Below are 25613 nucleotides of genomic sequence, written 5' to 3'. Positions count from 1 at the left end.
GGGGGAAAATCTACATGTTATTAAAAAAACAAACCGTTTGGTTATTGACTATGCTAAGTTTGGTCGTTGTGCTTTCAGTCTATTATTTAACAGCTCCGGAAGAAAATGCCGCCGATATGACGTCAACAGAGCAAATGGAACAGAAAGAAAATAAAACTGAAAGCAAAACAGAGAACAAAGCGGATACAAAAGGGGAAACTAAAAGTGAAAAAGAAACGTCCAAAAATACAGAAGGTTCCTCTGTAACCATTGCATCTGGAGATGAGTTCGAATCTTTAAGGATGCAGATTGAAGATGAACGGGCGAAGCTGAATGAAGAATTGACTGCAAAGATGGGCAACACAGAATTATCAGCTGAAGAACGAGACGAGGCTTATGCAAAAATCGAACAATTAAGTGAAACGAAAGTAAAAGAAAATATCATCGAAAACTTAATTGTTGCCATGGATTACAATGCCGCACTGGTCAGGGTGGACGGAACGGATGTAAAGGTGAGTGTCAAGGCCGATAAACAAACGAAAACAGAGGCTAATAACATTATCCGCCTCGTAAGGAAAGAAGTGAGCGATGCGCAAAATGTAGTGGTCGACTTCCAACCGGAAAAGTGATGACACATACAGAACGCTGATACAGAACAGTGCAACATCCTAAAAATTAGAAAGCCCTCCTTAATAAAAAAAGGGAGGCTTTTTATTATGATTTTTTTAAATAGCTTAAACCGGGAAACTTTAGAGGAAAAGTTTTTTTATGTCAATTGATATCAGGAACTCAAATAGAATCGGTGATAATGATCCTCCGTAATATTCTAGAAAAGTAATTATAGTGGATATTATTGCTGATTTTCTACGTATGAAATGCAAAATTCAAGAGAAAGCGTTAAGGTGCCCCAGTTGAAAAATATTCACAATATTATAATAAAGGTGTAATATAAAAGTATGGATAACAAGTTACAACTAATCTATCATTGAATTTGTATAAGCTAATATTGTATGATGTTAGAAGCTGGTCATAAACTTTTCAATTCTCTAAGGGAAACAATATTTTGAGAAAGTGAAATATCTGTTATAATACAGATGAGGTTTGTATTCAGTTTATTCGCATTCGCATAAAGAAGGCGGCTACTTTGTGCAGTATTGGACAAAGTAGGATAAGCTAAGGGTAAGGTTACATAAAATATTATTGCCTCACAAACTCATATTAAATTAGACAAGGGGTGCCACAAAATGAAAGTGCAAGAAATTCGTGAAATTATTAAGCTAGTCGATCAATCAAATATCAGTGAATTCGTTTTTGAAAATGAAGGAACGAAAATTAAATTGAAAAAAACTGAAACGGGTACAGTATTACAACAAGCAGCAGCTCCAGCAGTTGTTCAAACCAATGCAGCTGTAGAGGTCAAGCCCGCAGCGGCCCCTGCCCCTGAAGTGCCGAAAGCTGTTGAACCTGCAAAACCGGCTGCAGCAGACACTGAAAATTTACATAAAATCACTTCTCCGATGGTTGGGACATTCTACCAATCTCCTGCACCGGATTCACCTGCATACGTAAAAACAGGTGATAAAGTAACGGGGGATTCCATCGTCTGCATCGTGGAAGCCATGAAGCTTTTCAATGAAATCGAAGCCGAAGTAAGCGGTGAAATCGTTGAAGTCCTTGTAAAAGAAGGCCAGCTTGTAGAATATGGTCAACCATTATTTTTAGTAAAGCCGGAATGAGGAGCTGTTTCTAAATGATTAAAAAGGTATTAATTGCCAATCGCGGGGAAATTGCTGTCCGAATCATCCGGGCATGCAAGGAATTAGGAATCGAGACTGTTGCGGTCTATTCAGAAGCTGATAAAGAAGCATTACATGTCCAGCTTGCGGATGAAGCATATTGCATCGGTCCTAAATTATCAAAAGACAGTTATTTAAATACAACGAACATTATCAGCACAGCCAAGAAAACCGGATCCGATGCGATTCACCCAGGATATGGCTTCCTTGCTGAAAATGCTGACTTTGCTGAGCTATGCCGTGAATGCAATATCATTTTCATCGGTCCTAGCCCCGAAGCTATCAATAAAATGGGAACAAAGGACGTAGCAAGGGAAACCATGCGTAAAGCTGGTGTACCGATCGTTCCAGGTTCTAAAGGCATAATCAAGGATACGGATGAGGGTGTAGCTTTAGCTAATGAAATGGGCTATCCAGTCATCATCAAAGCTACTGCCGGCGGGGGCGGTAAAGGTATCCGCGTCGCAAGGACGGAAGAAGAGCTCATTAAAGGCATTAACATCACACAACAGGAAGCCGCGACGGCATTTGGGAATCCAGGCGTGTATATTGAAAAGTTCATCGAGGACTTCCGACACGTTGAAATACAGGTCATGGCAGATAATCATGGCAATGCCATCCATTTAGGTGAGCGTGATTGTACGGTCCAGCGACGTTTGCAAAAGCTTGTTGAAGAAACCCCTTCACCGGCATTGGATGGTGAAACACGTGCGGAAATGGGGCAGGCTGCAGTAACGGCAGCACTTGCCGTTAATTATTCAGGTGCCGGAACAGTAGAATTTATTTATGACTATGTGAATAGAAAATACTACTTTATGGAAATGAATACACGTATCCAGGTTGAACACCCTGTTACAGAAATGGTAACGGGCGTGGATTTGATTAAAGAACAGATCAAAGTTGCTTCAGGCAGCAAACTATCGCTTTCGCAAGAGGATGTCACTTATAACGGATGGTCTATCGAATGCCGGATCAATGCTGAAAATCCAGAAAAGAATTTCATGCCTTCCGCAGGTAAGATTCAAATGTATTTACCGCCAGGCGGCTACGGAGTTCGTGTTGATTCCGCGGCATACCCTGGGTACTCGATACCGCCGTATTACGATTCCATGATCGCTAAATTGATTGTCCATGCACCTACTAGGGAAGAGGCAATCGAAAAGATGAAACGCGCCTTAGGTGAGTTTGTCATTGAAGGGATCAGTACCACAATTCCTTTCCATATTAAGTTACTTCAGCATGAACAATTTGTTTCCGGAGAATTTAATACCAAATTCCTTGAAATATATGATGTAATGAACTCATAATGTAAAGGAAGACAGGAGGTGCTTTTGAATGAGTGAAATGGAAGGCCAATTACTCGAAATGAATGATTATAATAGTGGGCTGGGCAAAGTGGAGATCGCACCTGAGGTAATAGAGGTGATTGCGGGTATCGCTGCATCGGAAGTTGAAGGTGTTGCACATATGCGCGGGAATTTCGCCACGGGTGTTGTTGAAAAGCTTGGGAAAAAGAACCACGGTAAAGGTGTTAAAGTGGACTTAACGGGAGAATCCATCAAAGTCGAACTTTATTGTGTCATGAAGTTTGGTGTTTCAATTCCGAAAGTTGCTCAGGAAGTGCAAGATAACATTCGTGAAGCTTTGTTGAATATGACCGCTATCGACGCGGGCGAAGTGAACATTCATGTAGTGGGCATTGCGTTTGAAAACGCTAAACAAGAAGCGGATTACGAACAAGAAGTGTAAGTGGCTTCATTCGATTCGCACCTGCAAAAACCCGGCAAAAGCCGGGTTTTTGTTTTTTTGAATGTTAACTCCAGATACCCCGTTTTTGAGGCCTGCTTATAATATTAAATTTAAATGAACATAATAAGGCGGTGTCTGGAAGTTTCCCTTTAATTCAAGGGTGATTTCTGTTAGAGTGTAAAAGGTGAAATATGAGCATGAAAGCTAGGCATGAGCTTTTTGACACTTTCAAAAAGTATGGGACTGTGTTGGCCGTTTAATTCCGAATGTAATCTTGTATTGTTATCCTGAATCAAGATATTTGAGTCTTTTGGCCTTAATTTTAGTGGGATTTAGCTTATTTTTTTAATAATATAGCGAAAATCTTAATATTTTTGAAAAAATGTTATTTAATGTTCGTTTGTTCTAGCATTTTCATATATAATAGTAGATGTTAAAGGAGTAAGATTATGAAAAGAAGAGAAGCCCGTGAAAAATCCCTTCAAGCACTATATCAAATAGATATTGCCAACTCGAATGCAGAAGAAGCAATGGAAAGCGTACTGGATGGTGCTCCTACTGATGAATACTTCAAGAAATTAGTAATGGGGATAACGGAAAATCGTGAACAAATTGATGGAATGATCAGGGACAATTTAGAGAATTGGACGTTGGAAAGACTGGCGAACATTGATCGGAATTTACTGCGTATCGCGGTTTATGAAATGATTCACAGTGAAGATGTTCCTGTAAGTGTTGCAATGAATGAAGCTATTGAAATTGCTAAGAAATTCGGTGATGATCAATCGAGCAGCTTTGTAAATGCCGTTTTATCCAAAGTGAAGGTGAAAAGCGGCAGCTAAAGCTGCAGCCTTGAGCAAGGATTCTCTCAGCAATTTCTTTAGCAAAATTAACTTGGGAGGAATAAACACATGTCAGCTCAAATCATTAATGGTAAAGAAATTGCAGAGTCAGTTAGGCAGGAAATCAGTAAGGAAGTTCAACAGTTACGTGAAAAAAATATCGTTCCAGGTTTGGCTGTAATCCTGGTGGGTGACAATCAAGCATCACAAACCTATGTGCGCAATAAGCAAAAGGCCTGTGAGGACTTGGGCATGCATTCCGTATTAATTAAAAAGCCTGCGGAGCTCTCTCAGGAGGAATTAATTCAGAGCATTGCTGAATTAAACCAGGATGACAGCATTCATGGTATATTGGTGCAGCTGCCATTGCCTGGACATATTCAGGAAAAAGCGATCATTGAAGCGATTTCCCCTGAAAAGGATGTAGATGGTTTCCACCCGATTAATATTGGGCGGATGATGACGGGACAGGATGCATTTTTACCTTGTACCCCATACGGCGTCATGGTGATGCTTGAGTATATCGACTATGACCTTGAAGGTAAGCATGTTGTCATCGTAGGGAGAAGTAATATCGTCGGAAAACCAGCCGGACAATTGTTCTTGAATGCAAATGCAACCGTTACTTACTGTCATTCACGGACAAAGGATCTTGCATATTATACCAAGCAAGCCGATGTCGTTGTCGCAGCTGTCGGAAAGAGGGACACGATCACGAGTGACCATATTAAAGAAGGCGCAGTCGTCATTGACGTCGGAATGAACAGGAATGATGAAGGGAAGCTTTGCGGTGATGTGGCGTTTGATGAAGTGAAAAATAAGGCTTCATACATTACACCTGTTCCTAAAGGCGTTGGTCCCATGACGATTACGATGCTTATGAAGAATACGGTCAAATCTGCTCAAAAAGCACTTGAACTGAACAAGCAAGCATTAAAAAGCTGAAAAAAACGTTAAATTATTTTAAAGAAGCGGACCTCTTGTTTTATAATAACGGGAGACCGCTTTTTTTCCATTCATGGATCCATAGGTGAGTTTTCTTTAAATCCGATTTCCATCGGAAGGAGACAATATATGAGCAACCAACAATATTTGAGTGTGTCGGCTTTAACTAAGTACATCAAAAGGAAATTCGATGCCGACCCCCATTTGCAAAATGTATACATAAAAGGTGAAATTTCGAATTTTAAACAACATACAAGCGGACATATGTATTTTACTTTAAAGGATGAGAAGGCCCGACTTCTTTCCGTTATGTTTGCCGCCAATAATAAAGGGATGAAATTCCTGCCCGAAAATGGTATGAAGGTACTTGTTAAGGGCGATATATCATTATATGAAGCTGGGGGACAGTATCAGCTTTATGTGAAAAGCATGGCCCCTGATGGTGTGGGGGATTTGTATCTTGCTTATGAACAGCTGAAGAAAAAGCTGGAGGCGGCAGGTTTGTTTTTGGCCGAACATAAGAAGCCGATCCCGCAGTACCCTAAGTCTGTAGGAGTCATAACATCTCCGACCGGAGCTGCATTAAGAGATATCCTGATAACCATCAAGCGGAGATATCCAATCGCCAGGATTATCGTTTATCCGGCACTTGTACAAGGGAATAATGCCGCTAAATCGATTGCCAAGGCAATTTCAATGGCTAACGCAAGGGCGGAAAGTGATGTTCTCATTGTTGGAAGGGGCGGCGGGTCGATCGAGGAGCTATGGGCCTTTAATGAGGAGATAGTGGCTGAATCGATTTATGATTCCGATATACCGGTAATTTCTGCTGTCGGTCACGAAACCGATTTTACCATTGCTGATTTTGTCGCCGATATGCGTGCTCCTACACCGACTGGTGCAGCGGAGTTAGCGGTTCCTCACTTAAATGAAATACTCGAACGCCTGATGAACCGCAAAAATCGGTTGACCCGCTCCATTCAAGAAGCGGTCAATTTTGAACGAACCCGTTTGACCAGGATGGAGAGGTCTTATGCTTTCCGTTATCCGCATAAAATGTATGAACAGAAGCTGGAACAGCTAGACAAGACGATGGACAGGCTAGGGAGGACCAGCACGCGATATTTCATGAAAAAGAGAGATGAGCTGAATCAGCTGAACGAAATTCTGAAAAAGCAGCATCCTGAACAAGCGGTGAAAAATGCGAAAGATGAATTGCAGCAGCATGCAAAGGTTTTACGTAGGGCCATGGAAGCCATCTATCGGCAAAAATCACAGCAATTCGTTCATATTACAGCCACTTTGTCTGCCCTCAGTCCACTAAAAATCATGGAACGGGGCTATGGATTGGTTTTTGCTGAAGATGAGACATTAGTGAAAAGTACACAGCAAGTATCCAAAGGGGATAAGATAGCGGTTTCGATTAAAGATGGAACCCTTGAATGTGAAATTAAAGAAATAAAGGAGCGGATTGAACCATGACAAAAAAACAAGAAGCTACATTTGAAGAAGCGATGGAGAATCTCGAAAAAATTGTGGAACAGTTGGAAGAAGGCGATGTGCCCTTGGAAGAAGCCATCTCCATATATAAACAAGGAATGGATTTATCAAGGCTTTGCCATTCAAAGCTTAAGGCTGTTGAAGATCAGTTGACTCAAATTTTACGCGAAGATGGGGAACTTGAAAACTTCGCTGTACAGGAGGAAGAATGACATGGGTACGGCGTCCTTTGAAATGTTTTCTAAAGAATATAAAACGGTTATAGAACGGGAAATCGTAGAATATGTCAATAAACTTAAAGCACCGGCAGTGGTCAAAGAAGCCATGATCTATTCGCTGGAGGCAGGGGGTAAACGGATTCGCCCGTTATTGGTCTTTGCGGTTCTGGAGGCCTTTGGGAAAAGCTTGAGGATCGGGATACCTGCAGCGGCTGCCATTGAAATGATCCATACATATTCTTTGATTCATGATGATCTTCCAGCGATGGATGATGATGATCTCCGCCGCGGAAAACCGACTAACCATAAAGTGTTCGGTGAAGCGGTTGCAATATTGGCAGGTGACGCGCTTCTTACATACAGCTTTCAATTGGTGACGGATATGATCGATCCCGAGGTGACGGCTGAAATGAAGCTGAACCTTGTAAGTGAAATTGCGAAGTCTGCCGGAGCCGAAGGAATGGTTGGAGGTCAAGTTGCCGATATGGAAGGTGAAAATAAACAGCTGACCCTTCAGGAATTGGAGTATATCCATGAACATAAAACAGGGAAGTTATTGACTGCAAGCATCCTTTCCGGTGCTATATTATCCGGAGCGAATGAAGAACAGCAACTCCATTTACGTGACTTTGCATACCACCTGGGGCTTGCATTTCAAATTCGGGATGATATTCTGGATATTGAAGGGTCCGTCGAGTTGATCGGCAAGCCGGTTGGCAGTGATGTGGGTAATCATAAAAGCACATATCCTTCTTTACTTACGCTTCAAGGGGCAAAGGAAAAGTTGGAGCATCATATAGAACTTGCCCATGCCGCTTTAGGAAAAACAACCCTACAAACGGGTTTGTTGAATGAACTAACCGATTTAATAGCGAACCGTAACCATTGATTGAGCTAAATTTGTTATCAATTGAGGTTTTATGGTATACTCATTGTGCAAAAATATGTGAAAATCATAATGAATTTTTTAATTGAGATACGTGATAAAATAGGTATATTAAGCCGCCGAAATCACCTGGGTGTTGGCGGCTATTTTTTAACTTAAAACCAATTTTTCGGTCAAGTCCCCCATAGCCTTCTTTTATGAGGCTTTGTTTATGCTTACAACCGAAAATGACAGAAAGTGAGTGGTCCTGTTTGGATCTTCTATCTATAAAAGACCCTTCTTTTTTGAAGAAGATGAATAATGAAGAACTTGTCGAGTTAAGTGTGGAAGTACGTAAATTCCTTGTGGAAAAATTATCGGTGACTGGTGGGCATATTGGTCCGAATTTAGGTGTCGTCGAGTTGACTATAGCCTTGCATAAAGAATTCGACAGTCCGAATGATAAAATTTTATGGGATGTCGGACATCAATCCTATGTCCATAAGATCCTGACTGGCAGAGCAGGAGAGTTCGATACCTTAAAGAAATACAAAGGTCTTTGCGGTTTTCCTAAAATGATTGAAAGCCCCCATGATGTTTGGGAAACCGGTCACAGTTCGACTTCCCTTTCAGCTGCAATGGGAATGGCGGCTGCCCGTGATATCAAAGGTGAAAACAGTTTTATTTTGCCAGTGATCGGGGACGGTGCCCTAACAGGCGGAATGGCGCTTGAAGCATTAAATCATATCGGTGATGAAAAAAAGGACATGATCGTTATCCTGAATGATAATGAAATGTCCATAGCCCCTAACGTAGGTGCCCTGCACACGATATTGGGAAGATTGCGTACAGCAGGCAAATATAACTGGGCAAAAGATGAATTGGAGCTGCTTTTGAAAAAAATCCCTGCAGTCGGTGGCAAACTTGCAGCTACAGCTGAACGCCTGAAGGATAGCATGAAGTACTTATTGGTTTCAGGAATCTTTTTCGAGGAGCTCGGTTTCACATACCTAGGACCAGTGGATGGTCATAATTATGAAGAATTGCTGGAGAATTTAAGATATGCCAAGAAAACGAAGGGGCCTGTACTGCTGCATGTCATCACGAAAAAAGGCAAGGGCTATTCACCTGCCGAGCTGGATACAACAGGAAACTGGCATGGGACAGGCCCATACAAAATCGAGACAGGCGATTTCGTGAAATCCCCTAGTAAAGGTCCTGCTTGGAGCGCTCTTGTAAGCGATACTGTCAGCAGGCTAGCACGTGACGATGAGCGGATTGTCGCAATTACACCTGCAATGCCCGTAGGTTCGAAATTGGTGGGCTTTTCCCAAGAGTTTCCAGAGCGTTTCTATGATGTAGGGATTGCCGAGCAGCATGCTGCAACTTTTGCAGCCGGATTGGCAACGCAAAAAATGAAACCTTTCCTGGCTATATATTCAACATTCCTGCAAAGGGCTTATGACCAGGTGGTGCATGATATCTGCCGTCAGAATTTGAACGTATTCATCGGGATCGACCGTGCCGGATTGGTTGGCTCCGATGGTGAAACGCATCAAGGCGTTTTCGACATTGCTTTCTTACGCCATGTACCGAATATGGTATTGATGATGCCGAAAGATGAAAACGAAGGTCAGCATATGGTCAATACGGCCTTAAACTATAATGATGGTCCGATTGCTATGCGTTTCCCTCGTGGGAATGGTTGGGGAGTTGTGATGGATACTGAATTACAGCAGATTCCAATCGGTTCGTGGGAAGTTCTTAAAGAAGGAACGGATGCTGCCATCTTAACGTTCGGTACAACGATTCCGATGGCTCTTGAAGCGGCAGAACTGCTCGAGAAAGAGGATTATTCAGTTAAGGTGATCAATGCCCGGTTCATTAAGCCTTTGGATGAGAACATGCTAAGCAGTCTCCTTGGTGAAAAAATGCCGATTTTGACAATAGAAGAAGCGGTTCTTCAAGGTGGTTTTGGTAGTTCAGTACTTGAATATGCCCATGATCAAGGATTTTATGGGGCAATTATAGATCGAATGGGGATACCTGATTATTTCATTGAACATGGAAGTGTCGATGAACTGCTTGAAGAAATCGGTTTAACGACTGAGACCGCGATCAAAAAGATTAAAATGATAACACCCAAAAAAGAAAAAAGGGCCTGACAATATGAAAGTGATGAAAGAAAGAGTAGATGTATTACTTGTAGAACAAGGCTTGGCCGATACACGTGAAAAAGCGAAGCGTATGGTCATGGCAGGCCTTGTCTACGCGAATGAAGAAAGGTACGAAAAACCGGGGGAAAAAGTGCCGGTCGATCTCGAATTTACGATCAAAGGAAAAGTCATGCCTTACGTTTCAAGAGGCGGTCTTAAACTTGAGAAGGCATTAAGGGAATTCGATTTACAAGTTAATGGGAAAGTACTGCTTGATATCGGTTCTTCGACTGGTGGGTTCACGGATTGTGCGTTGCAAAATGGCGCTCTCATGTCATATGCGCTTGATGTGGGCTATAATCAACTTGCCTGGAAGCTCAGGCAGGATGAGCGGGTTAAAGTAATGGAACGAACCAATTTCCGTTATGTTACACCCGCCGATCTCGATGGGGAGATGCCAAACTTTGCAAGCATTGATGTTTCTTTCATCTCGCTTACGTTAATTTTACCTGTGCTAAAGACCTTGCTCGTCCCGAATAGTGATGTCGTTGCATTGGTTAAACCGCAATTCGAAGCTGGAAAGGATCAAGTGGGTAAAAAGGGGATTGTTCGCGATCCCAAAATTCATAAACAAGTATTGGATAAGATCATTTCTTTTTCTATAAAGGAAGGCTATGATATTAAGGATGCCTCCTTCTCACCGATTACAGGCGGTGATGGGAATATTGAATTCTTACTTCATTTACACTGGCAAGGGTCGAAGGATGATGGAGCGATATTGCTTTCGAAAACGGTTGATGACATCGTTGGAGAGGCCCATGCTCAATTTAAAAAAGAATAGTTAGAACTTGTATGGGCTCCTTTGGCTGAATGGTTGGCTAAAGGAGCTTTTTAACTTTACATTGTGGTAATCCCCTTGAATCATTTAAGGGTGCATACATAAAATAGGTACGTACAAAAAATAGACTTGTATTCATTTTTAGAGAAAAAGTTGTACAATTGCATAAAAATCCGATAACATTAATATTAGCCACTTTCTAAAGCGGCCTATTTGCACGTACTGAAGATAACGAAGCAATCCCATATTGGGGCAGCTTGCTTAAGTGAAAAATGAAAGTGATACCAATTACCATTAATATGAGCAACAGTTGAGAAGAGGTGCTTCTACTTATGAATAAAGGACAACGACATATAAAAATAAGGGACATCATAACGAATAATGATATCGAAACCCAGGATGAGTTAGTTGAAGAATTGAAATTAGCTGGATACAATGTAACTCAAGCTACTGTTTCAAGGGATATTAAAGAGCTTCACCTTGTAAAGGTTCCATTGACGGATGGAAGGTATAAATACAGTCTGCCGGCCGACCAGCGCTTCAATCCACTTCAAAAATTAAAGAGAATCCTTGTCGATGCATTTGTACGCATTGACTCAGCCAACAATTTACTGGTTATGAAGATGCTCCCAGGTAATGCCCAGGCAATCTGCGCATTGATTGATAATTTAAATTGGCAAGAAATACTCGGGACGATCGGCGGCGACGATACTTGTTTGATTATCTGCCGTTCTGAGGAAGATGCAAAGATCATTTCCGGCAAATTCTTGGACATGCTCTAATAATGTTGTGAGGTGACCTAGTTTGTTAACAGAACTATCGATTAGGAATTTTGCGATCATAGACAGCCTGTCCGTTTCATTTGAGAAAGGCTTGACGGTCTTGACAGGAGAAACAGGGGCAGGGAAGTCAATCATAATAGATGCCGTTCATCTTTTGGTTGGGGGACGTGGTTCAGCAGAGTTCATTCGGCATGGAGAGTCTAAGGCCGAAATAGAAGGATTATTCCAAATTGAAGATGAAAAACACCCGGTCTTTGCCAAAGCGGAAGAGTTTGGCCTGGATATGAATGATGGGATGGCGATACTTCGAAGGGACATCTCACAAAGCGGCAAAAGCGTTTGCAGGGTGAATGGTAAGCTTGTTACGATTTCCACTTTACGCGAGATAGGCCGGACATTGATAGATATCCATGGTCAGCATGAGCATCAGGAATTAATGGATGAACGACTCCATCTTCCACTGCTCGATCAATTCGGCGGTGAAAAAATCGCATCTGCGCTCACTGAATACCAAAAGCTATTTAAACGTTATGAAACAGCTTCTAAACAATTGAATGGCTTGAGCCAAAATGAACAGCAAATGGTCCATCGCCTTGATTTGATCCAATTTCAATTCGATGAAATCCAAAAAGCTGATTTGAAGTTACGCGAAGATGAAGAATTGATGGAAGAGCGGAAGAAAATTAATAATTTCGAAAAAATTCATGAAGCGCTGCAAACCAGTTATAATGCTTTAAATGGTGAGCAGCATGCAATTGATTGGCTTTCCGTAGCCATGAATAATTTAGAGGAAGCGGCAGGGCTTGATGAGGGTTTAAAGAATAGCTCTGAAACCGTTTCAAATAGCTACTTCCTGCTTGAAGAGGCCGTGTCAAACATCCGAGACCAATTAGACTCCTTGGATTATGATACAGAACGTGTGGAATTCATTGAAGGCCGCCTTAATGAAATAAATCAATTAAAGCGGAAATACGGGCGGACCATCGAGGAAATCCTGGAATATGGAGCCGCTATAGAAGAAGAAGTCGAAAAACTGCAAAATAGGGAAACCCATATAGCGAAGCTCGAAAAGGAAATGAAATCCATCAAGGCAGATTTAATTGTCGAAGCAAAGAATCTTTCTGAACTTCGCCAGAAATTCGCTCAGCAGTTAACCAAAAAGATCCATCAGGAATTAAAAGATTTATACATGGAAAAGACAATTTTCGAACCACATTTCCTTCAAACGGCTTATACTTTCGATGAATTGTCAGATAGGGGCATTAATCAGTCAGGTCTGGATTCAATGGAATTTTATATTTCCACCAATCCAGGTGAACCGTTAAAACCTCTATCCAAAATCGCATCTGGGGGAGAACTGTCGAGGATCATGCTGGCTTTGAAAAGCATTTTCTCCAAGCATCAAGGCATAACATCCATTATATTTGATGAAGTTGACACAGGTGTGAGCGGACGGGTTGCACAATCCATTGCCGAAAAGATCTATAAAGTGGCAACTGGATCACAAGTATTGTGCATATCCCATTTGCCACAAGTGGCCGCTATGGCGGATACCCATCTTTTTATAGCGAAAAATGTAAGGGCCGGACGCACGAATACCTCGGTCAAGCCGCTAATTGAAACCGAAAAAGTAAAAGAAATCGGCAGGATGATTTCAGGAGTCGAGATAACGGATTTGACGAAGCAGCATGCTAATGAATTAATCCAGCTGGCCAAAAGGCTGAAGATTACATCATGAAGGGCCGGTAAGAACATTATTTAAACTTATCATAAGCATTCATTGTAAAGCTATCCAAAAACGGATAGCTTTTATTTTTTGCACCTGTTATAAATGATTGTCATGAGGGCTAAATTAAAGGTGTAGCCATAAAGTTTCAGAGAGCGAGGAGAGTGAATGGATTGAAATTTATATGGATAAACAGGATCATCGGTGGAATTCTCCTTGTTTCGCTATTAACATTAGGGTTATACCAGCCATCTCGTGAATATTTTTTAATTCCAAATCATCTTGTACTATTTGAAGGAAGTCAATATAGTATTTCCAAATCATTGCCTGTTACTGCAAAAACTTCGGGATCCAGTGATGGAATTTCGCTTCATGATGAACAAGCCTCGATTACACTTGGTGCTGAGAAACCAGGTACGAATGAAGTGTTACTCGATGTAGCAGGCTTACCTGCCAAAAAGGTCGACATCAGGGTGTTAAAAGACTTTAAGGTCATGCCTGGAGGCCAATCCATTGGAGTAAAGCTTAATACTCTTGGGGTTCTCGTAGTAGGTCATCATCTTATTGATACTGCGCAGGGGAAAAAATCACCGGGAGAAAAAGCAAAAATTGAAATCGGTGATATTATTACAGAAATCAATGGTCAGACGATAAAGAAGATGGGGGATGTAACCCCTTTTGTTCAGCAGGCAGGTGAAAAGGGTGAGGCGTTGAATCTTGTCATTAACCGTGATAATGAAGTGCTTCACAGTACCCTATTACCTCTAAAAGATAAGAATGAAGGAACTTACAAATTGGGTTTGTATATCCGTGATTCGGCAGCTGGCATCGGAACGATGACGTTTTATCACCCGGATTCGAAAAAATACGGGGCTTTGGGACATGTCATATCCGATATGGATACAAAGAAGCCGATTGTTGTCAAGGACGGACAGATTGTTCAATCGACGGTCACATCCATCGAAAAGGGAAGCAATGGTGATCCGGGAGAAAAACTTGCACGCTTTTCTTCCAATAAAGAAAAAATAGGAAATATCAATCGCAATAGTCCCTTTGGAATTTTTGGGAAGTTAAATCAAGATTTTAAAAATGGAATTAACGATAAGCCACTCCCCATCACCCTTTCCCATGAGGTAAAGGAAGGACCAGCAAAAATCCTTACAGTGGTGGATGGTTCTGAAGTGGAGGAATTCGATGTTGAAATCGTCAGTTCCATACCACAGAAGTTCCCCGCAATTAAGGGAATGGTCTTAAAAGTGACGGATAAGGAATTGCTTCAAAAAACGGGTGGGATCGTTCAAGGTATGAGCGGCAGTCCTATCATACAAAATGGGAAATTAATCGGTGCAGTCACCCATGTATTCGTTAATGATCCTACAAGTGGGTATGGAGTCCATATCGAATGGATGTTAAACGAAGCCGGTATTAATATATACGACAAAGATAATTATGAAAAGGCAAGCTAAGAATCCGGGTATCCTTTTGGATGCCCCTTTTTAATGGAAAGTTATGATTAGCATAGATTTTGGGTAGGAATTAAATTGATTTCTTCAAAAAATAGAGGTTTTTTTGAAACGATGTGATAAAATGATAACGAAATGAAGATTTTTCGACAATCGCTTTATTCGAATAGCAAACGAAGTCGAAAACAAGAGATATCCGGAGAATAATATTGAATTCCTTATATTTTTTCAAAAATAAAAGGAATTTAGTTTCCATTGTCGAAAAGTTCAATTACAATAGAATTTAGTCATATAGAAAAAAAGACCAATTGTAGTTGAGGAGGAAATCAAGCGTGAAAAAAATTAAGGTGTGCGTTGTAGATGATAATAGAGAACTTGTTGGCCTTCTGGAAGAATACATTTCTGCACAGGATGACATGGAAGTAATAGGGGTGGCACATAACGGTCAAGATTGCCTGGGTATGCTTGAAAGCGTTGACCCGGATATATTGATCCTCGATATTATCATGCCTCATTTAGATGGGTTAGGTGTGCTAGAAAAACTTCGTGAAGTAAAACGGGGTGCCATGCCTAATGTGATTATGCTTACTGCCTTTGGTCAAGAAGATGTAACGAAAAAAGCTGTTGATTTGGGTGCGTCTTACTTTATCCTGAAGCCATTTGATATGGAAAATCTGGCCAATCACATACGTCAGGTAAGCAGTAAAGGTCAGGCAGTTTTAAAAAATCATAGTCAGTTTAGCTATCGTCCCCAAAATGAATCCAAGCCGAAGAACCTCGATGCCAGCATCACAAGCATCATTCACGAGATTGGAGTACCTGCACATATAAAGGGCTATTTGTATTTAAGGGAAGCCATATCCATGGTATATAATGATATTGAACTATTGGGTTCCATCACCAAAGTTTTATATCCGGATATCGCAAAAAAATACAATACTACGGCGAGCCGTGTTGAACGTGCTATCAGGCATGCGATTGAAGTGGCCTGGAGCCGTGGCAATATAGAATCCATTTCATCGCTTTTCGGATATACCGTAAGCATGACTAAGGCAAAACCTACAAATTCCGAATTCATTGCCATGGTTGCCGATAAGCTGCGCCTCGAACACAAAGCTTCTTGACAAGTGTAGGATCGTTGATTTGACGGCAATTTGGACGGGAATTTAACCGTGAATTTATCGCTAATCCGATAAACTTTCCGGTGGAATATCAATAAAGACTGATCGTATTTTGCGGATAAACGGCATCGTTACGAGTCAGTATATAGGAAAATTCCGCAGTCGTCCAAACTGGGCGGCTATTATTTTTGTATAGGGGCCTGGTATTTATGTCAATTCGTATCGATTGAAAGAATGACGTCATGACCCATCGTATGACCCGAACGGAATTTGCGCAATTATAGGGCTAAGCGTATTTCAGTATAACCGCTACGAAAAAGAGGCCAGTGAACCTTTTTAACAATGCAAAGCTCATTAGTGAAAGGAAATCACGGTCAATCAAATATTTTATAGGGAAGAGTCATGACGTCCATTGTTGGGCGTTTTTTTTATGATTTCGACTTGCCGACTTCGTTTGTAAATTTGTAAGGTCAGGCATCTTTATACGCACATTTTCAAACACTCGACTATGCGCATTGCAACACAGTTGGAAAATAGTTGCGTAATAATGTCGGTTATTTTACCTTTCGATTCCGTAACAGATTCAACTCAGTTAATAAAGTGGACTTAAACGAGTGATAAAGCTGGTGTAATAGGAATCCGGAAACCTGTTAGAAAAGGACCGGAGGGGAGAAATGTTTAAAAAAGTAGAAGAAGCTCGTTAAAAAAGAAGCATAGTTTAATCTTAAGTTATAAAGTTCAGAGGCGCAAAACATATTGGAGGTTTTCCATTTTGGACAATCTTTTTTTGTACACTATTGAAACGGATATTAAACTAAATTTATGATATTTTTTTGTGAAATTTCTTTCAGGTTATTTATAGACGCTGATTGAGGAATTGGGAAGACAAAATATGTTTCAATAATAATGAAACTTGAATCAATAATGAAAAGCTTGAAGTGTATCAAACGCCTCTTGGAGAATTGACTTGTGAGCAAAATTTTCAATATGAACAAACAGGAAATCAATACGAGAGGTTGATGGTTCAAATATATATATAGGATGAAAAACGGAAGTCAATCATGGATATGCTTGAATCAAAAGGGGGAGGGGAAATTACGATTGGTCAAATGGCTTTTCCGGATGCTTGCTTGCAAATCAAAAGCATGCAAAAAAAATTGAGTGATTTGACGAAAGGAACCTTCTATGCAGAAAATAATCAACTGCATTTTATTAAAGTATTGAACTAGATGAAAATAATTTGCTGTTTCTGTTCATAACATTGGGATATAACCATTATTGAGAGAGGCGGCGTTTCTCCATGACCTTAATCTTTGCACATCGAGGCTCAGCAGGAACACATCCGGAAAATACGATGTCGGCGTTCAAAGAAGCTGCCCGTGTCGGGGCGGACGGTATTGAAACGGATGTCCAGCTCTCAAAAGATGGGGAAGTGGTCATCATTCACGATGAAAAGCTCGATCGGACCACGAATGCCTCGGGATATGTAAAAGACAGGACCTTGAAGGAGTTGAAAACCCTTAATGCTTCTTCAAACTATAATGGTAAATTGGGTAAAGAAAAGATTCCGACACTTGAAGAACTATTCATTTGGCTTGACGATAATCAGCTTTTTTGCAACATTGAGTTAAAAAATACACTTTTTTTGTATCCAGGCTTAGAAGAGAAAGTCATCCGACTCATTCGTACTTACGATATGGAGGAAAGGATTATCCTTTCTTCTTTCAATCATTATAGCTTGGTCAATTGCCATCAATTGGCACCTGAATTGGAAACCGCACCGCTTTATAGGGATGGTCTATACATGCCTTGGATATATGCCAAGGCAATAGGCGGAAGTGCAATCCATCCAAATATCCGGGCTGTCCCTGATGCGCTCATTCAAACATCTGTGAGTATGGGTGTTCCTGTACGGCCATATACCATTAATAAAGAAGCCGAGATGAAGAGGCTATTCAAATTGGGGTGCAGCGGCATCATAACCGATTTTCCCGAGGCAGCCGTACGGGTCAGGGAAGGATTGAAATCAAGATAATGAAAGAAGGTGCCATATGATACATGGCACCTTCTTTTTGCGTTTAAAATTTATTGAACCTGCTTTGGACCTTATTTTGTTTTCGATCTCGATGAAGGACGAAGCCGGCGATGAAGGCTATTCCGCCAATCGTAATGAGTAGTCCTATTAAAAATTGCAGCCAAAGGACTGGATAGGGAGGCTGTAGAATACCGAACACCATGTCCCTCATTATTTTTATGCCATAGGCAGCAAAGGCACCGGGTATAAAAAGAATCAAAAAAGCGATTAAACGTTTCATGCAGTCAAATCCCTTCCGAAAATTCCGTCTTTAAAAAATGATAAAGGATATAAATTATTTGTCAAGTTTCGGGAATGTAGATAATGACTGGGAGTTGGTGGCTGTTTTTAAAGGGAGCCGATATGGTAAAATGGTGTGAAGTATGAAAAAAATTGCATAGATTGATCTAATAAAAGGGGTAATTATATCTTAAGGGGGATGGCTCATGCAAAAGGTCATGATAGTAGGGGGAGGAGTGGGAGGGACAACCGTGTTGAAACTCCTATCGGAAAGTGAAGTATTCTCCATTGTTTGTATGGCTGATACGAATGAATCCGCTGAAGGGATGCTTGCTGCAAAGGAACGAGGGATCCCTTCAGTGACTAATTGGAGCCTGGGATTGGAGCGGGATTTGGACATCATTTTTGATACGACCGGAGACCCGTCTGTCTATAAAAAGATAAAAAGGGACATGGACGAACAAACGATTCTCATTCCTGGAAGTGTCGCCCTCATTATGACTAAGTTGTTTGAAGAGAAAAATCGTTTAATAAGTAAACTGGAGAATACCTCGGCAAAAATGGACTTGATTCTTAATACGACCAGTGAAGGGATGGTGGTGATTGATCATGGAGGATTCATCATCATGTTCAATGATAGTGCCGAACGAGCAACAGACACAAAGCGCGAGGATGTGATAGGCAGACATATCAAAGATTTCATCCCTTCAACTGGATTGCTGCGAGTGATGCAAACAAACCAAAAAGAAGTGAATCAGGAAATCACCCTTAGCAATGGAATGGAACTCATAACGACAAGGATACCTCTTGTGAATGCCGATAAGGAAATCATAGGGGCTTTTTCAGTGTTTAGGAATAAAACGGAAGCTGTACAATTGGCGGAGCAGATCACCGATTTAAAAGAGATACAAACGATGCTTCAGGCGATCATTCAATCCAGTGATGAAGCCATATCCGTTGTGGATGATCAAGGCAGGGGGCTTTTGATCAATCCGGCATATACAAGAATCACGGGATTAACAAAGACCCAAGTGATCGGTAAGCCGGCTTCCATCGATATTTATGAAGGTGAAAGTATGCATATGAAAGTACTTCAGACAAAAAAGCCTGTTCGGGGTGTCAATATGCGTGTCGGCCCAAAACATAAGGAAGTGATCGTGAATGTTGCTCCAATCATTGTGGACGGGTGCCTGAAAGGGAGCGTTGGCGTCATTCATGATGTATCGGAAATTCAAGCCCTGACCCACGAACTGAATCGGGCAAGACAGATCATCCGGACATTGCAGGCTAAATATTCCTTTGATGATATAATCGGGGCTTCCGAAGAGATGAAGCTTCCCATTGAACAGGCGAAATTATCGGCAAGAACACCTGCTACTGTCTTATTAAGAGGGGAATCAGGGACTGGCAAAGAGTTATTTGCACATGCCATCCATAATGCGAGCGATAGGAAATTCAATAAATTCGTTCGTGTAAATTGTGCGGCCATCTCGGAATCATTACTTGAAAGTGAACTGTTCGGTTATGATGAAGGAGCCTTTACAGGAGCAAATAGGGGCGGAAAGGTCGGTTTTTTTGAAGAGGCAAATCAAGGGAGTATCTTTTTGGACGAAATTGGTGAATTACCAGCCAACATCCAAGCTAAGTTACTTCGGGTTTTACAAGAAAAGGAAATCGTCAGAGTGGGGGGGACGAAGCCGATTCCCATCAATGTCCGGGTCATAGCCGCTACGAATATCAATCTCGAAGAGGCCATCTCAAACGGATCATTCAGGGAAGACTTATATTTCAGGCTGAACCGCATGCCTATTTTCATTGCTCCATTAAGAAAGAGAAAAGAGGATTTGAGAGAATTGGCGGAGCATTTGATTAATAAAATCAATCAGGAGTATGGACGAAGCATAGAGGGAATTACAGCAGCAGCTATACATAAAATGCAAATCTACAACTGGCCAGGTAATGTTAGGGAACTGGAAAATATCTTAGGACGGGCAATCATTTTCATGAAATTGAACGAGACGATCATTGATATACAGCATATTCCGGATTTTATCGAAGAGATTCCAGTAAAACAAGAGAAATTATTAATGAACCCTTCTGGCTACGTATCGGGGAAACCGCTCTCGGAGATAATAGACCAGTATGAAGCCGATATCATTCAGCAAGCGTTCCATACCCACAAGGGAAATAAAACACTTACGGCAAAAGCTCTTGGGATATCTGTCAGAAATCTATATTACAAAATGGAAAAACTAAAACTGTGAAATTTTTTGCACGCAAGTAATTGCGCACTATGAAAAAAACTGCACGGAATTTTCTGATTTATTTTAATTTAAGCGAGACTCCACTTCTAACATGAAATTTTTTTCAATTTGTTATAGGCTATAGTTGCCCAACATATAAACCAGCATCTCCTTATTTTGGATAAAAACGCTCTCATTATGTATTTTATTGGCATGTTATTTGCATATTTAAAGGTGTATGGATTTTTCAAGGGAACCATTCCCCATAGGGAAAATATCATGTGAGTAGCGGATTTTATTTAAAATGAACGTGGAAACAAGTAGGAATGAGGAGAAATTCAGTGTCCTCATATCTGACATGTATTAAAACATCTAGGGAGGATTCCTTTATGGAAATTTTTAAATATCTTGAGAAGTATGATTACGAGCAACTGCTATTCTGTCAGGACAAACAATCGGGTTTGAAAGCGATTATTGCCATTCATGATACAACATTAGGGCCTGCGCTTGGAGGCACAAGGATGTGGACGTATGCATCTGAAGAAGATGCCATTGAAGATGCCTTAAGGCTTTCGAGAGGAATGACATATAAGAACGCCGCTGCAGGTTTGAATTTAGGCGGGGGGAAGACCGTCATCATCGGCGACCCGCGTAAGGATAAAAATGAAGAGATGTTCCGTGCATTCGGAAGATATATCCAAGGGTTGAATGGGCGTTATATAACAGCTGAAGATGTAGGTACAACGGTTGAGGATATGGATCTCATTCATGAGGAGACGGATTTTGTCACTGGGATTTCCCCTGCATTCGGTTCTTCGGGTAATCCTTCCCCTGTAACTGCATATGGGGTATACCGAGGTATGAAGGCTGCTGCAAAAGAGGCTTTCGGAACTGATTCTTTAGAAGGTAAGGTGGTTGCGGTCCAAGGCGTCGGGAATGTTTCTTATAACTTATGTCGTCACCTTCATGAGGAGGGCGCCAAGCTGATCGTTACGGATATCAATAAAGAAAGCGTGGCCCGTGCGGTTGAATCCTTTGGGGCGTCCGCAGTTAATCCAGATGAAATTTATGGAGTCGACTGTGATATCTATGCACCGTGTGCTTTAGGGGCTGTCATAAATGATCAAACAATCAATCAAATCAAGGCGAAGGTCATTGCAGGTGCGGCCAATAATCAGTTAAAAGAAACTGTTCATGGCGATCAAATTCATGAAAAAGGTATTATATACGCCCCTGATTATGTTATTAATGCAGGTGGAGTCATAAACGTGGCCGATGAGCTTTTAGGGTATAATCGGGAAAGAGCCCTTAAGAAAGTGGAAACGGTTTATGATACAATTGAAAGAGTCATCGAGATTGCAAAACGTGATCAAATCCCAACTTATAAAGCCGCGGATAGGATGGCAGAGGAGCGAATTGCTCGCATGAGGAATTCAAGGAGCCAATTCTTGCAAAATGAAAAACATATCTTGAATGGAAGAAAATGAATGTAGTTTTACAAGATTAGATTCCTGTGTTTTTTTTAATAAACACAGGAATTTTCAACATGGATAACGTAATAAACATAGGACAAGTAAAAATGGTTACAAACTGTATGTATTTGTGAGGAGGAGTGGTTTTGGCTGAAGAATTTGACCTCGTTATCCTCGGAGGAGGAACAGGCGGGTATGTGGCGGCAATAAGGGCTGCTCAATTAGGATTGAAAACGGCTGTCGTGGAGAAAGGCAAGCTCGGCGGAACGTGTCTACATAAAGGCTGTATCCCTTCGAAAGCACTTTTAAGGAGTGCGGAAGTTTATCAGACTGCAGTGAAAAGTGAGGAATTCGGTATTGTTACCGGGGATGTAAAGGTAGATTTCCTTAAGGTGCAGGAAAGAAAGAATAAAGTGGTCGATCAACTCTATAAAGGTGTTCAGCACTTGATGAAACAAGGAAAGATAACGGTTTATGAAGGGTTAGGGCGTATACTGGGTCCTTCTATATTTTCACCGATGCCTGGGACAATTTCCGTGGAAATGAATGATGGCAGTGAAAATGAAATGCTCATTCCTCAGAATGTCATCATTGCAACGGGTTCGCGTCCGAAGACACTTCCCGGTTTAGCGATTGATGGGGAATTGGTGCTTACATCGGATGAAGCTCTAAAGCTTGAGAGCCTGCCAAAATCAATGATTATTGTAGGCGGTGGAGTTATCGGCATTGAATGGGCTTCGATGCTTAATGATTTTGGTGTGGAAGTGACAGTACTCGAATATGCAGATAGAATTATCCCGACTGAAGACCATGATATTTCCAGTGAAATGCTTCGTCTCCTAACGAAAAAAGGCGTCAAGTTCGTTACAGGTGCCAAGGTATTGCCTGAAACCCTGAAAACGGATGCTTCAGTATCCATTTCTGCTGAAGTCAAAGGTTCGGTAGAGGAATTCACAGCTGAAAAAATGTTGGTGTCCGTAGGCAGATCAGCAAATGTTGAAGGGATCGGCCTTGAAAATACGGAAATTGTGAAAGAAAAAGGTTTTATTGAAACCAATGACTTCTTCCAAACGAAGGAATCACATATTTATGCGATCGGTGATTGTATCGGCGGTCTGCAATTGGCTCACGTTGCTTCCCATGAAGGCATTACGGCCGTTGAACATATCGCAGGCCAAAAACCGGAACGGCTGGATTATTCGCTCATTTCAAAATGTGTGTATTCAAGCCCTGAAGCTGCAAGTGTCGGTTTGACGGAAGAACAGGCAAACAAGGAAGGCTTTGATCTTAAAATTGGGAAATTCCCATTCCGTGCAGTTGGTAAGGCCCTTGTTTTCGGGGAAGCGGATGGTTTTGTCAAAATCATCGCCGATAAGAAAACGGATGATATATTGGGCGTTCATATGATCGGGCCACATGTTACGGATATGATTTCTGAAGCTGGACTTGCGAAAGTGCTTGATGCGACACCTTGGGAGATAGGCAAGACAATCCATCCGCACCCAAGTCTTTCTGAAGCAATCGGAGAGGCGGCCCTTGCTGTCGATGGACGTGCCATACATTCTTAAAGAATAAGGTCAGGAGGTTTTATGATGGTAGAAAAACGTCATGAACAATTAGGCTTAAATGAGGAAACGGTTTTAGATATGTACCGGACAATGCTTTTGTCCCGCAGAATTGATGAGCGCATGTGGCTTTTAAACCGATCCGGGAAAATTCCCTTCGTGATTTCCTGCCAGGGGCAAGAAGCTGCACAGGTTGGGGCAGCGTTTGCGCTAGATCGGCAAAAGGATTATGTACTGCCTTATTATCGGGATGTAGGTGTGGTACTTACCTTCGGAATGACCGCTAAAGACTTGATGCTTTCCGGTTTCGCCAAAGAGGAAGATCCCAATTCCGGCGGGCGCCAGATGCCTGGTCATTTCGGTCAAAAGAAAAATAGGATTGTCACTGGATCATCACCTGTAACGACACAGGTCCCGCATGCTGTTGGAATTGCCCTTGCAGGGAAGATGGAAGGTAAGGATTTGGTAACATTCGTAACGTTTGGGGAAGGTTCATCCAATCAGGGCGATTTTCATGAAGGGGCCAACTTTGCAGGTGTGCATAAGCTACCGGTCATTTTCATGTGTGAAAATAATAAATATGCGATTTCCGTTCCTATTTCGAAACAGCTATCGTGTGAAAATGTTTCCGACAGGGCGATTGGCTATGGGATGCCTGGAATAACGGTGGATGGCAATGATCCGTTGGAAGTGTATGCAGCGGTGAAAGAAGCGGCTGACCGTGCAAGAAGGGGAGAAGGTCCTACACTGGTAGAAACCGTTTCATACAGGCTCACACCTCATTCAAGTGATGATGATGACCGAAGCTACCGGACGGCGGACGAAGTGGCCGAAGCCAAAACGAAGGATTCCATAATGACATTTGGAGCGTATTTAAAAGAAGTGGGAATCATGGATGATGACCTAGAGAAACAAATGAATGATGAAGTCATGAAGATAGTCAACGAAGCAACCGATTATGCTGAAAATGCTCCATATCCGAAGGCTGAAAGTGCTATGAATCATGTGTATGCACAAAAGTAAGGGGGTAATAGAATGCCAGTGATTTCATATATAGATGCCGTGACAATGGCAATGAGGGAAGAGATGGAACGTGATTCCCGTGTATTCGTATTGGGTGAGGATGTAGGAAAAAAAGGTGGGGTCTTTAAAGCCACTAATGGTTTATACGACCAATTCGGTGAAGCCAGGGTCATCGATACCCCGCTCGCTGAATCTGCAATTGCAGGAGTGGGAATTGGAGCCGCCATGTATGGGCTTCGGCCGATAGCTGAGATGCAATTCGCTGATTTCATCATGCCTGCCATTAACCAAATCGTTTCAGAGGCAGCCAAAATTAGATATCGTTCTAATAATGACTGGAGCTGTCCAATGGTAATCCGTGCTCCATATGGCGGAGGGATTCATGGAGCTCTTTATCATTCACAATCGGTTGAAGCAATCTTTGCCAATCAGCCGGGTTTGAAAATAGTGATGCCTTCCACTCCTTATGATGTAAAGGGTTTGCTTAAAGCTGCCATTCGCGACGAAGATCCAGTGCTTTTCTTTGAACATAAACGCGCGTACCGCTTGATCAAGGGTGAGGTACCCACTGAAGATTATGTACTTCCCATCGGTAAGGCGGATGTGAAAAGGGAAGGGGAAGACATTACTGTCATCTCCTATGGCCTTTGTGTGCATTTTGCCCTTCAGGCAGCAGAAAAATTAGCTGCAGATGGAATTTCTGCACATGTTCTTGACTTGCGTACCGTCTATCCTTTGGATAAGGATGCTATCATAGAAGCGGCTTCTAAAACGGGGAAAGTATTACTGGTTACGGAAGATAATAAAGAAGGAAGCATCATGAGTGAGGTCGCAGCCATCATTGCCGAGCATTGCCTTTTTGATTTGGATGCCCCTGTAAAACGATTGGCCGGACCTGATGTACCAGCCATGCCATATGCGCCTACGATGGAAAAACAATTTATGGTGAATCCTGATAAAGTGGAAAAAGCAATGAGGGAATTGGCTGAGTATTAATGACTGTTAAGAAGGAGGAA

At 41.7% G+C, this 25613-nt stretch carries 23 protein-coding genes; 22 read left to right on the top strand and 1 reads right to left on the bottom strand.

What is annotated here, in order from left to right; all coding sequences use genetic code 11:
- Nucleotides 1-14 precede the first annotated feature (14 nt).
- From ACYP5M_RS08145 to ACYP5M_RS08065, 17 genes are all read left to right on the top strand, one after another.
- Nucleotides 15-608 (top strand): SpoIIIAH-like family protein, encoded by a 594-nt coding sequence (locus ACYP5M_RS08145; RefSeq protein WP_101222531.1) that lies wholly within the window; start codon nucleotides 15-17, stop codon nucleotides 606-608.
- A gap of 615 nt (nucleotides 609-1223) precedes the next feature.
- A complete protein-coding gene (accB, locus tag ACYP5M_RS08140) occupies nucleotides 1224-1715 on the top strand; it encodes an acetyl-CoA carboxylase biotin carboxyl carrier protein (RefSeq protein WP_260359030.1) in 492 nt (163 codons plus the stop codon).
- A 14-nt stretch (nucleotides 1716-1729) separates the two neighbouring features.
- Nucleotides 1730-3082 carry an acetyl-CoA carboxylase biotin carboxylase subunit gene (accC, locus tag ACYP5M_RS08135; protein WP_101222529.1) on the top strand — a complete coding sequence of 451 codons (1353 nt, stop codon included), beginning with the start codon at nucleotides 1730-1732 and terminating at the stop codon, nucleotides 3080-3082.
- A 37-nt stretch (nucleotides 3083-3119) separates the two neighbouring features.
- Entirely contained in the window at nucleotides 3120-3524 is a 405-nt protein-coding gene (locus tag ACYP5M_RS08130) for an Asp23/Gls24 family envelope stress response protein (RefSeq protein WP_222620245.1), read from the top strand.
- Nucleotides 3525-3973: 449 nt separating this feature from the next.
- The gene (nusB, locus tag ACYP5M_RS08125; RefSeq protein WP_101222528.1) at nucleotides 3974-4366 is read left to right on the top strand and encodes a transcription antitermination factor NusB; all 393 of its coding nucleotides are present in this window, start codon (nucleotides 3974-3976) and stop codon (nucleotides 4364-4366) included.
- A gap of 69 nt (nucleotides 4367-4435) precedes the next feature.
- On the top strand, nucleotides 4436-5311 hold the full coding sequence (gene folD / locus ACYP5M_RS08120; RefSeq protein WP_101222527.1) for a bifunctional methylenetetrahydrofolate dehydrogenase/methenyltetrahydrofolate cyclohydrolase FolD: 876 nt from the start codon (nucleotides 4436-4438) through the stop codon (nucleotides 5309-5311).
- A 129-nt stretch (nucleotides 5312-5440) separates the two neighbouring features.
- A complete protein-coding gene (gene xseA, locus ACYP5M_RS08115) occupies nucleotides 5441-6793 on the top strand; it encodes an exodeoxyribonuclease VII large subunit (protein ID WP_101222526.1) in 1353 nt (450 codons plus the stop codon).
- Nucleotides 6790-7023 carry an exodeoxyribonuclease VII small subunit gene (locus ACYP5M_RS08110; protein WP_034308286.1) on the top strand — a complete coding sequence of 78 codons (234 nt, stop codon included), beginning with the start codon at nucleotides 6790-6792 and terminating at the stop codon, nucleotides 7021-7023. Before xseA ends, ACYP5M_RS08110 begins: the two co-directional genes overlap by 4 nt.
- 1 nt (nucleotide 7024) lies before the next feature.
- Complete coding sequence (locus ACYP5M_RS08105; protein WP_101222525.1) at nucleotides 7025-7918, top strand: polyprenyl synthetase family protein; 894 nt, start codon at nucleotides 7025-7027, stop codon at nucleotides 7916-7918.
- 248 nt (nucleotides 7919-8166) lie between these two features.
- Nucleotides 8167-10059 (top strand): 1-deoxy-D-xylulose-5-phosphate synthase, encoded by a 1893-nt coding sequence (gene dxs / locus ACYP5M_RS08100; RefSeq protein WP_101223461.1) that lies wholly within the window; start codon nucleotides 8167-8169, stop codon nucleotides 10057-10059.
- 4 nt (nucleotides 10060-10063) lie between these two features.
- A complete protein-coding gene (locus tag ACYP5M_RS08095) occupies nucleotides 10064-10891 on the top strand; it encodes a TlyA family RNA methyltransferase (protein ID WP_230176999.1) in 828 nt (275 codons plus the stop codon).
- 329 nt (nucleotides 10892-11220) lie between these two features.
- A complete protein-coding gene (gene ahrC / locus ACYP5M_RS08090) occupies nucleotides 11221-11670 on the top strand; it encodes a transcriptional regulator AhrC/ArgR (protein WP_034308279.1) in 450 nt (149 codons plus the stop codon).
- 22 nt (nucleotides 11671-11692) lie between these two features.
- Complete coding sequence (gene recN, locus ACYP5M_RS08085; protein WP_101222523.1) at nucleotides 11693-13408, top strand: DNA repair protein RecN; 1716 nt, start codon at nucleotides 11693-11695, stop codon at nucleotides 13406-13408.
- Nucleotides 13409-13569: 161 nt separating this feature from the next.
- A complete protein-coding gene (gene spoIVB / locus ACYP5M_RS08080) occupies nucleotides 13570-14862 on the top strand; it encodes a SpoIVB peptidase (protein ID WP_101222522.1) in 1293 nt (430 codons plus the stop codon).
- Between the two features lie 329 nt (nucleotides 14863-15191).
- On the top strand, nucleotides 15192-15983 hold the full coding sequence (gene spo0A / locus ACYP5M_RS08075) for a sporulation transcription factor Spo0A (protein ID WP_137016177.1): 792 nt from the start codon (nucleotides 15192-15194) through the stop codon (nucleotides 15981-15983).
- 1058 nt (nucleotides 15984-17041) lie between these two features.
- The gene (locus ACYP5M_RS08070) at nucleotides 17042-17209 is read left to right on the top strand and encodes a hypothetical protein (RefSeq protein ID WP_157831001.1); all 168 of its coding nucleotides are present in this window, start codon (nucleotides 17042-17044) and stop codon (nucleotides 17207-17209) included.
- 71 nt (nucleotides 17210-17280) lie between these two features.
- The gene (locus ACYP5M_RS08065) at nucleotides 17281-18015 is read left to right on the top strand and encodes a glycerophosphodiester phosphodiesterase (RefSeq protein WP_434167377.1); all 735 of its coding nucleotides are present in this window, start codon (nucleotides 17281-17283) and stop codon (nucleotides 18013-18015) included.
- Nucleotides 18016-18058: 43 nt separating this feature from the next.
- Here the strand turns inward: ACYP5M_RS08065 and ACYP5M_RS08060 are convergent, their stop codons facing one another.
- Nucleotides 18059-18295 carry a DUF2627 domain-containing protein gene (locus tag ACYP5M_RS08060; RefSeq protein WP_101222519.1) on the bottom strand — a complete coding sequence of 79 codons (237 nt, stop codon included), beginning with the start codon at nucleotides 18293-18295 and terminating at the stop codon, nucleotides 18059-18061.
- Between the two features lie 205 nt (nucleotides 18296-18500).
- On the opposite strand from ACYP5M_RS08060, the gene ACYP5M_RS08055 reads away from it, so the two are divergent.
- The 5 genes from ACYP5M_RS08055 (at nucleotide 18501) to ACYP5M_RS08035 (ending at nucleotide 25593) form a co-directional block, all read left to right on the top strand.
- Nucleotides 18501-20558, top strand: coding sequence for a sigma-54 interaction domain-containing protein (locus tag ACYP5M_RS08055; protein ID WP_434167375.1), 2058 nt, complete (start codon nucleotides 18501-18503; stop codon nucleotides 20556-20558).
- Between the two features lie 368 nt (nucleotides 20559-20926).
- A complete protein-coding gene (bcd, locus tag ACYP5M_RS08050; protein ID WP_101222517.1) occupies nucleotides 20927-22024 on the top strand; it encodes a branched-chain amino acid dehydrogenase in 1098 nt (365 codons plus the stop codon).
- 131 nt (nucleotides 22025-22155) lie between these two features.
- Nucleotides 22156-23577, top strand: a complete 1422-nt coding sequence (gene lpdA, locus ACYP5M_RS08045; RefSeq protein WP_434167374.1) for a dihydrolipoyl dehydrogenase — start codon at nucleotides 22156-22158, stop codon at nucleotides 23575-23577.
- 24 nt (nucleotides 23578-23601) lie between these two features.
- A complete protein-coding gene (locus tag ACYP5M_RS08040; RefSeq protein WP_101222515.1) occupies nucleotides 23602-24597 on the top strand; it encodes a thiamine pyrophosphate-dependent dehydrogenase E1 component subunit alpha in 996 nt (331 codons plus the stop codon).
- A 12-nt stretch (nucleotides 24598-24609) separates the two neighbouring features.
- Entirely contained in the window at nucleotides 24610-25593 is a 984-nt protein-coding gene (locus ACYP5M_RS08035; protein WP_101222514.1) for an alpha-ketoacid dehydrogenase subunit beta, read from the top strand.
- Nucleotides 25594-25613 lie beyond the last annotated feature (20 nt).

It is taken from the genome of Peribacillus sp. N1, from assembly GCF_054600815.1.
This window is presented reverse-complemented; position numbering and strand designations above follow the sequence as displayed.

What these genes read in the sequence shown, in the direction of transcription:
- ACYP5M_RS08145 (WP_101222531.1), top strand. Translation starts at nt 15, where the DNA reads ATGTTATTAAAAAAACAAACCGTTTGGTTATTGACTATGCTAAGTTTG.
- accB (WP_260359030.1), top strand. Translation starts at nt 1,224, where the DNA reads ATGAAAGTGCAAGAAATTCGTGAAATTATTAAGCTAGTCGATCAATCA.
- accC (WP_101222529.1), top strand. Translation starts at nt 1,730, where the DNA reads ATGATTAAAAAGGTATTAATTGCCAATCGCGGGGAAATTGCTGTCCGA.
- ACYP5M_RS08130 (WP_222620245.1), top strand. Translation starts at nt 3,120, where the DNA reads ATGGAAGGCCAATTACTCGAAATGAATGATTATAATAGTGGGCTGGGC.
- nusB (WP_101222528.1), top strand. Translation starts at nt 3,974, where the DNA reads ATGAAAAGAAGAGAAGCCCGTGAAAAATCCCTTCAAGCACTATATCAA.
- folD (WP_101222527.1), top strand. Translation starts at nt 4,436, where the DNA reads ATGTCAGCTCAAATCATTAATGGTAAAGAAATTGCAGAGTCAGTTAGG.
- xseA (WP_101222526.1), top strand. Translation starts at nt 5,441, where the DNA reads ATGAGCAACCAACAATATTTGAGTGTGTCGGCTTTAACTAAGTACATC.
- ACYP5M_RS08110 (WP_034308286.1), top strand. Translation starts at nt 6,790, where the DNA reads ATGACAAAAAAACAAGAAGCTACATTTGAAGAAGCGATGGAGAATCTC.
- ACYP5M_RS08105 (WP_101222525.1), top strand. Translation starts at nt 7,025, where the DNA reads ATGGGTACGGCGTCCTTTGAAATGTTTTCTAAAGAATATAAAACGGTT.
- ACYP5M_RS08095 (WP_230176999.1), top strand. Translation starts at nt 10,064, where the DNA reads ATGAAAGTGATGAAAGAAAGAGTAGATGTATTACTTGTAGAACAAGGC.
- ahrC (WP_034308279.1), top strand. Translation starts at nt 11,221, where the DNA reads ATGAATAAAGGACAACGACATATAAAAATAAGGGACATCATAACGAAT.
- ACYP5M_RS08070 (WP_157831001.1), top strand. Translation starts at nt 17,042, where the DNA reads ATGGATATGCTTGAATCAAAAGGGGGAGGGGAAATTACGATTGGTCAA.
- ACYP5M_RS08065 (WP_434167377.1), top strand. Translation starts at nt 17,281, where the DNA reads ATGACCTTAATCTTTGCACATCGAGGCTCAGCAGGAACACATCCGGAA.
- ACYP5M_RS08060 (WP_101222519.1), bottom strand. Translation starts at nt 18,295, where the DNA reads ATGAAACGTTTAATCGCTTTTTTGATTCTTTTTATACCCGGTGCCTTT.
- ACYP5M_RS08055 (WP_434167375.1), top strand. Translation starts at nt 18,501, where the DNA reads ATGCAAAAGGTCATGATAGTAGGGGGAGGAGTGGGAGGGACAACCGTG.
- bcd (WP_101222517.1), top strand. Translation starts at nt 20,927, where the DNA reads ATGGAAATTTTTAAATATCTTGAGAAGTATGATTACGAGCAACTGCTA.
- ACYP5M_RS08040 (WP_101222515.1), top strand. Translation starts at nt 23,602, where the DNA reads ATGGTAGAAAAACGTCATGAACAATTAGGCTTAAATGAGGAAACGGTT.
- ACYP5M_RS08035 (WP_101222514.1), top strand. Translation starts at nt 24,610, where the DNA reads ATGCCAGTGATTTCATATATAGATGCCGTGACAATGGCAATGAGGGAA.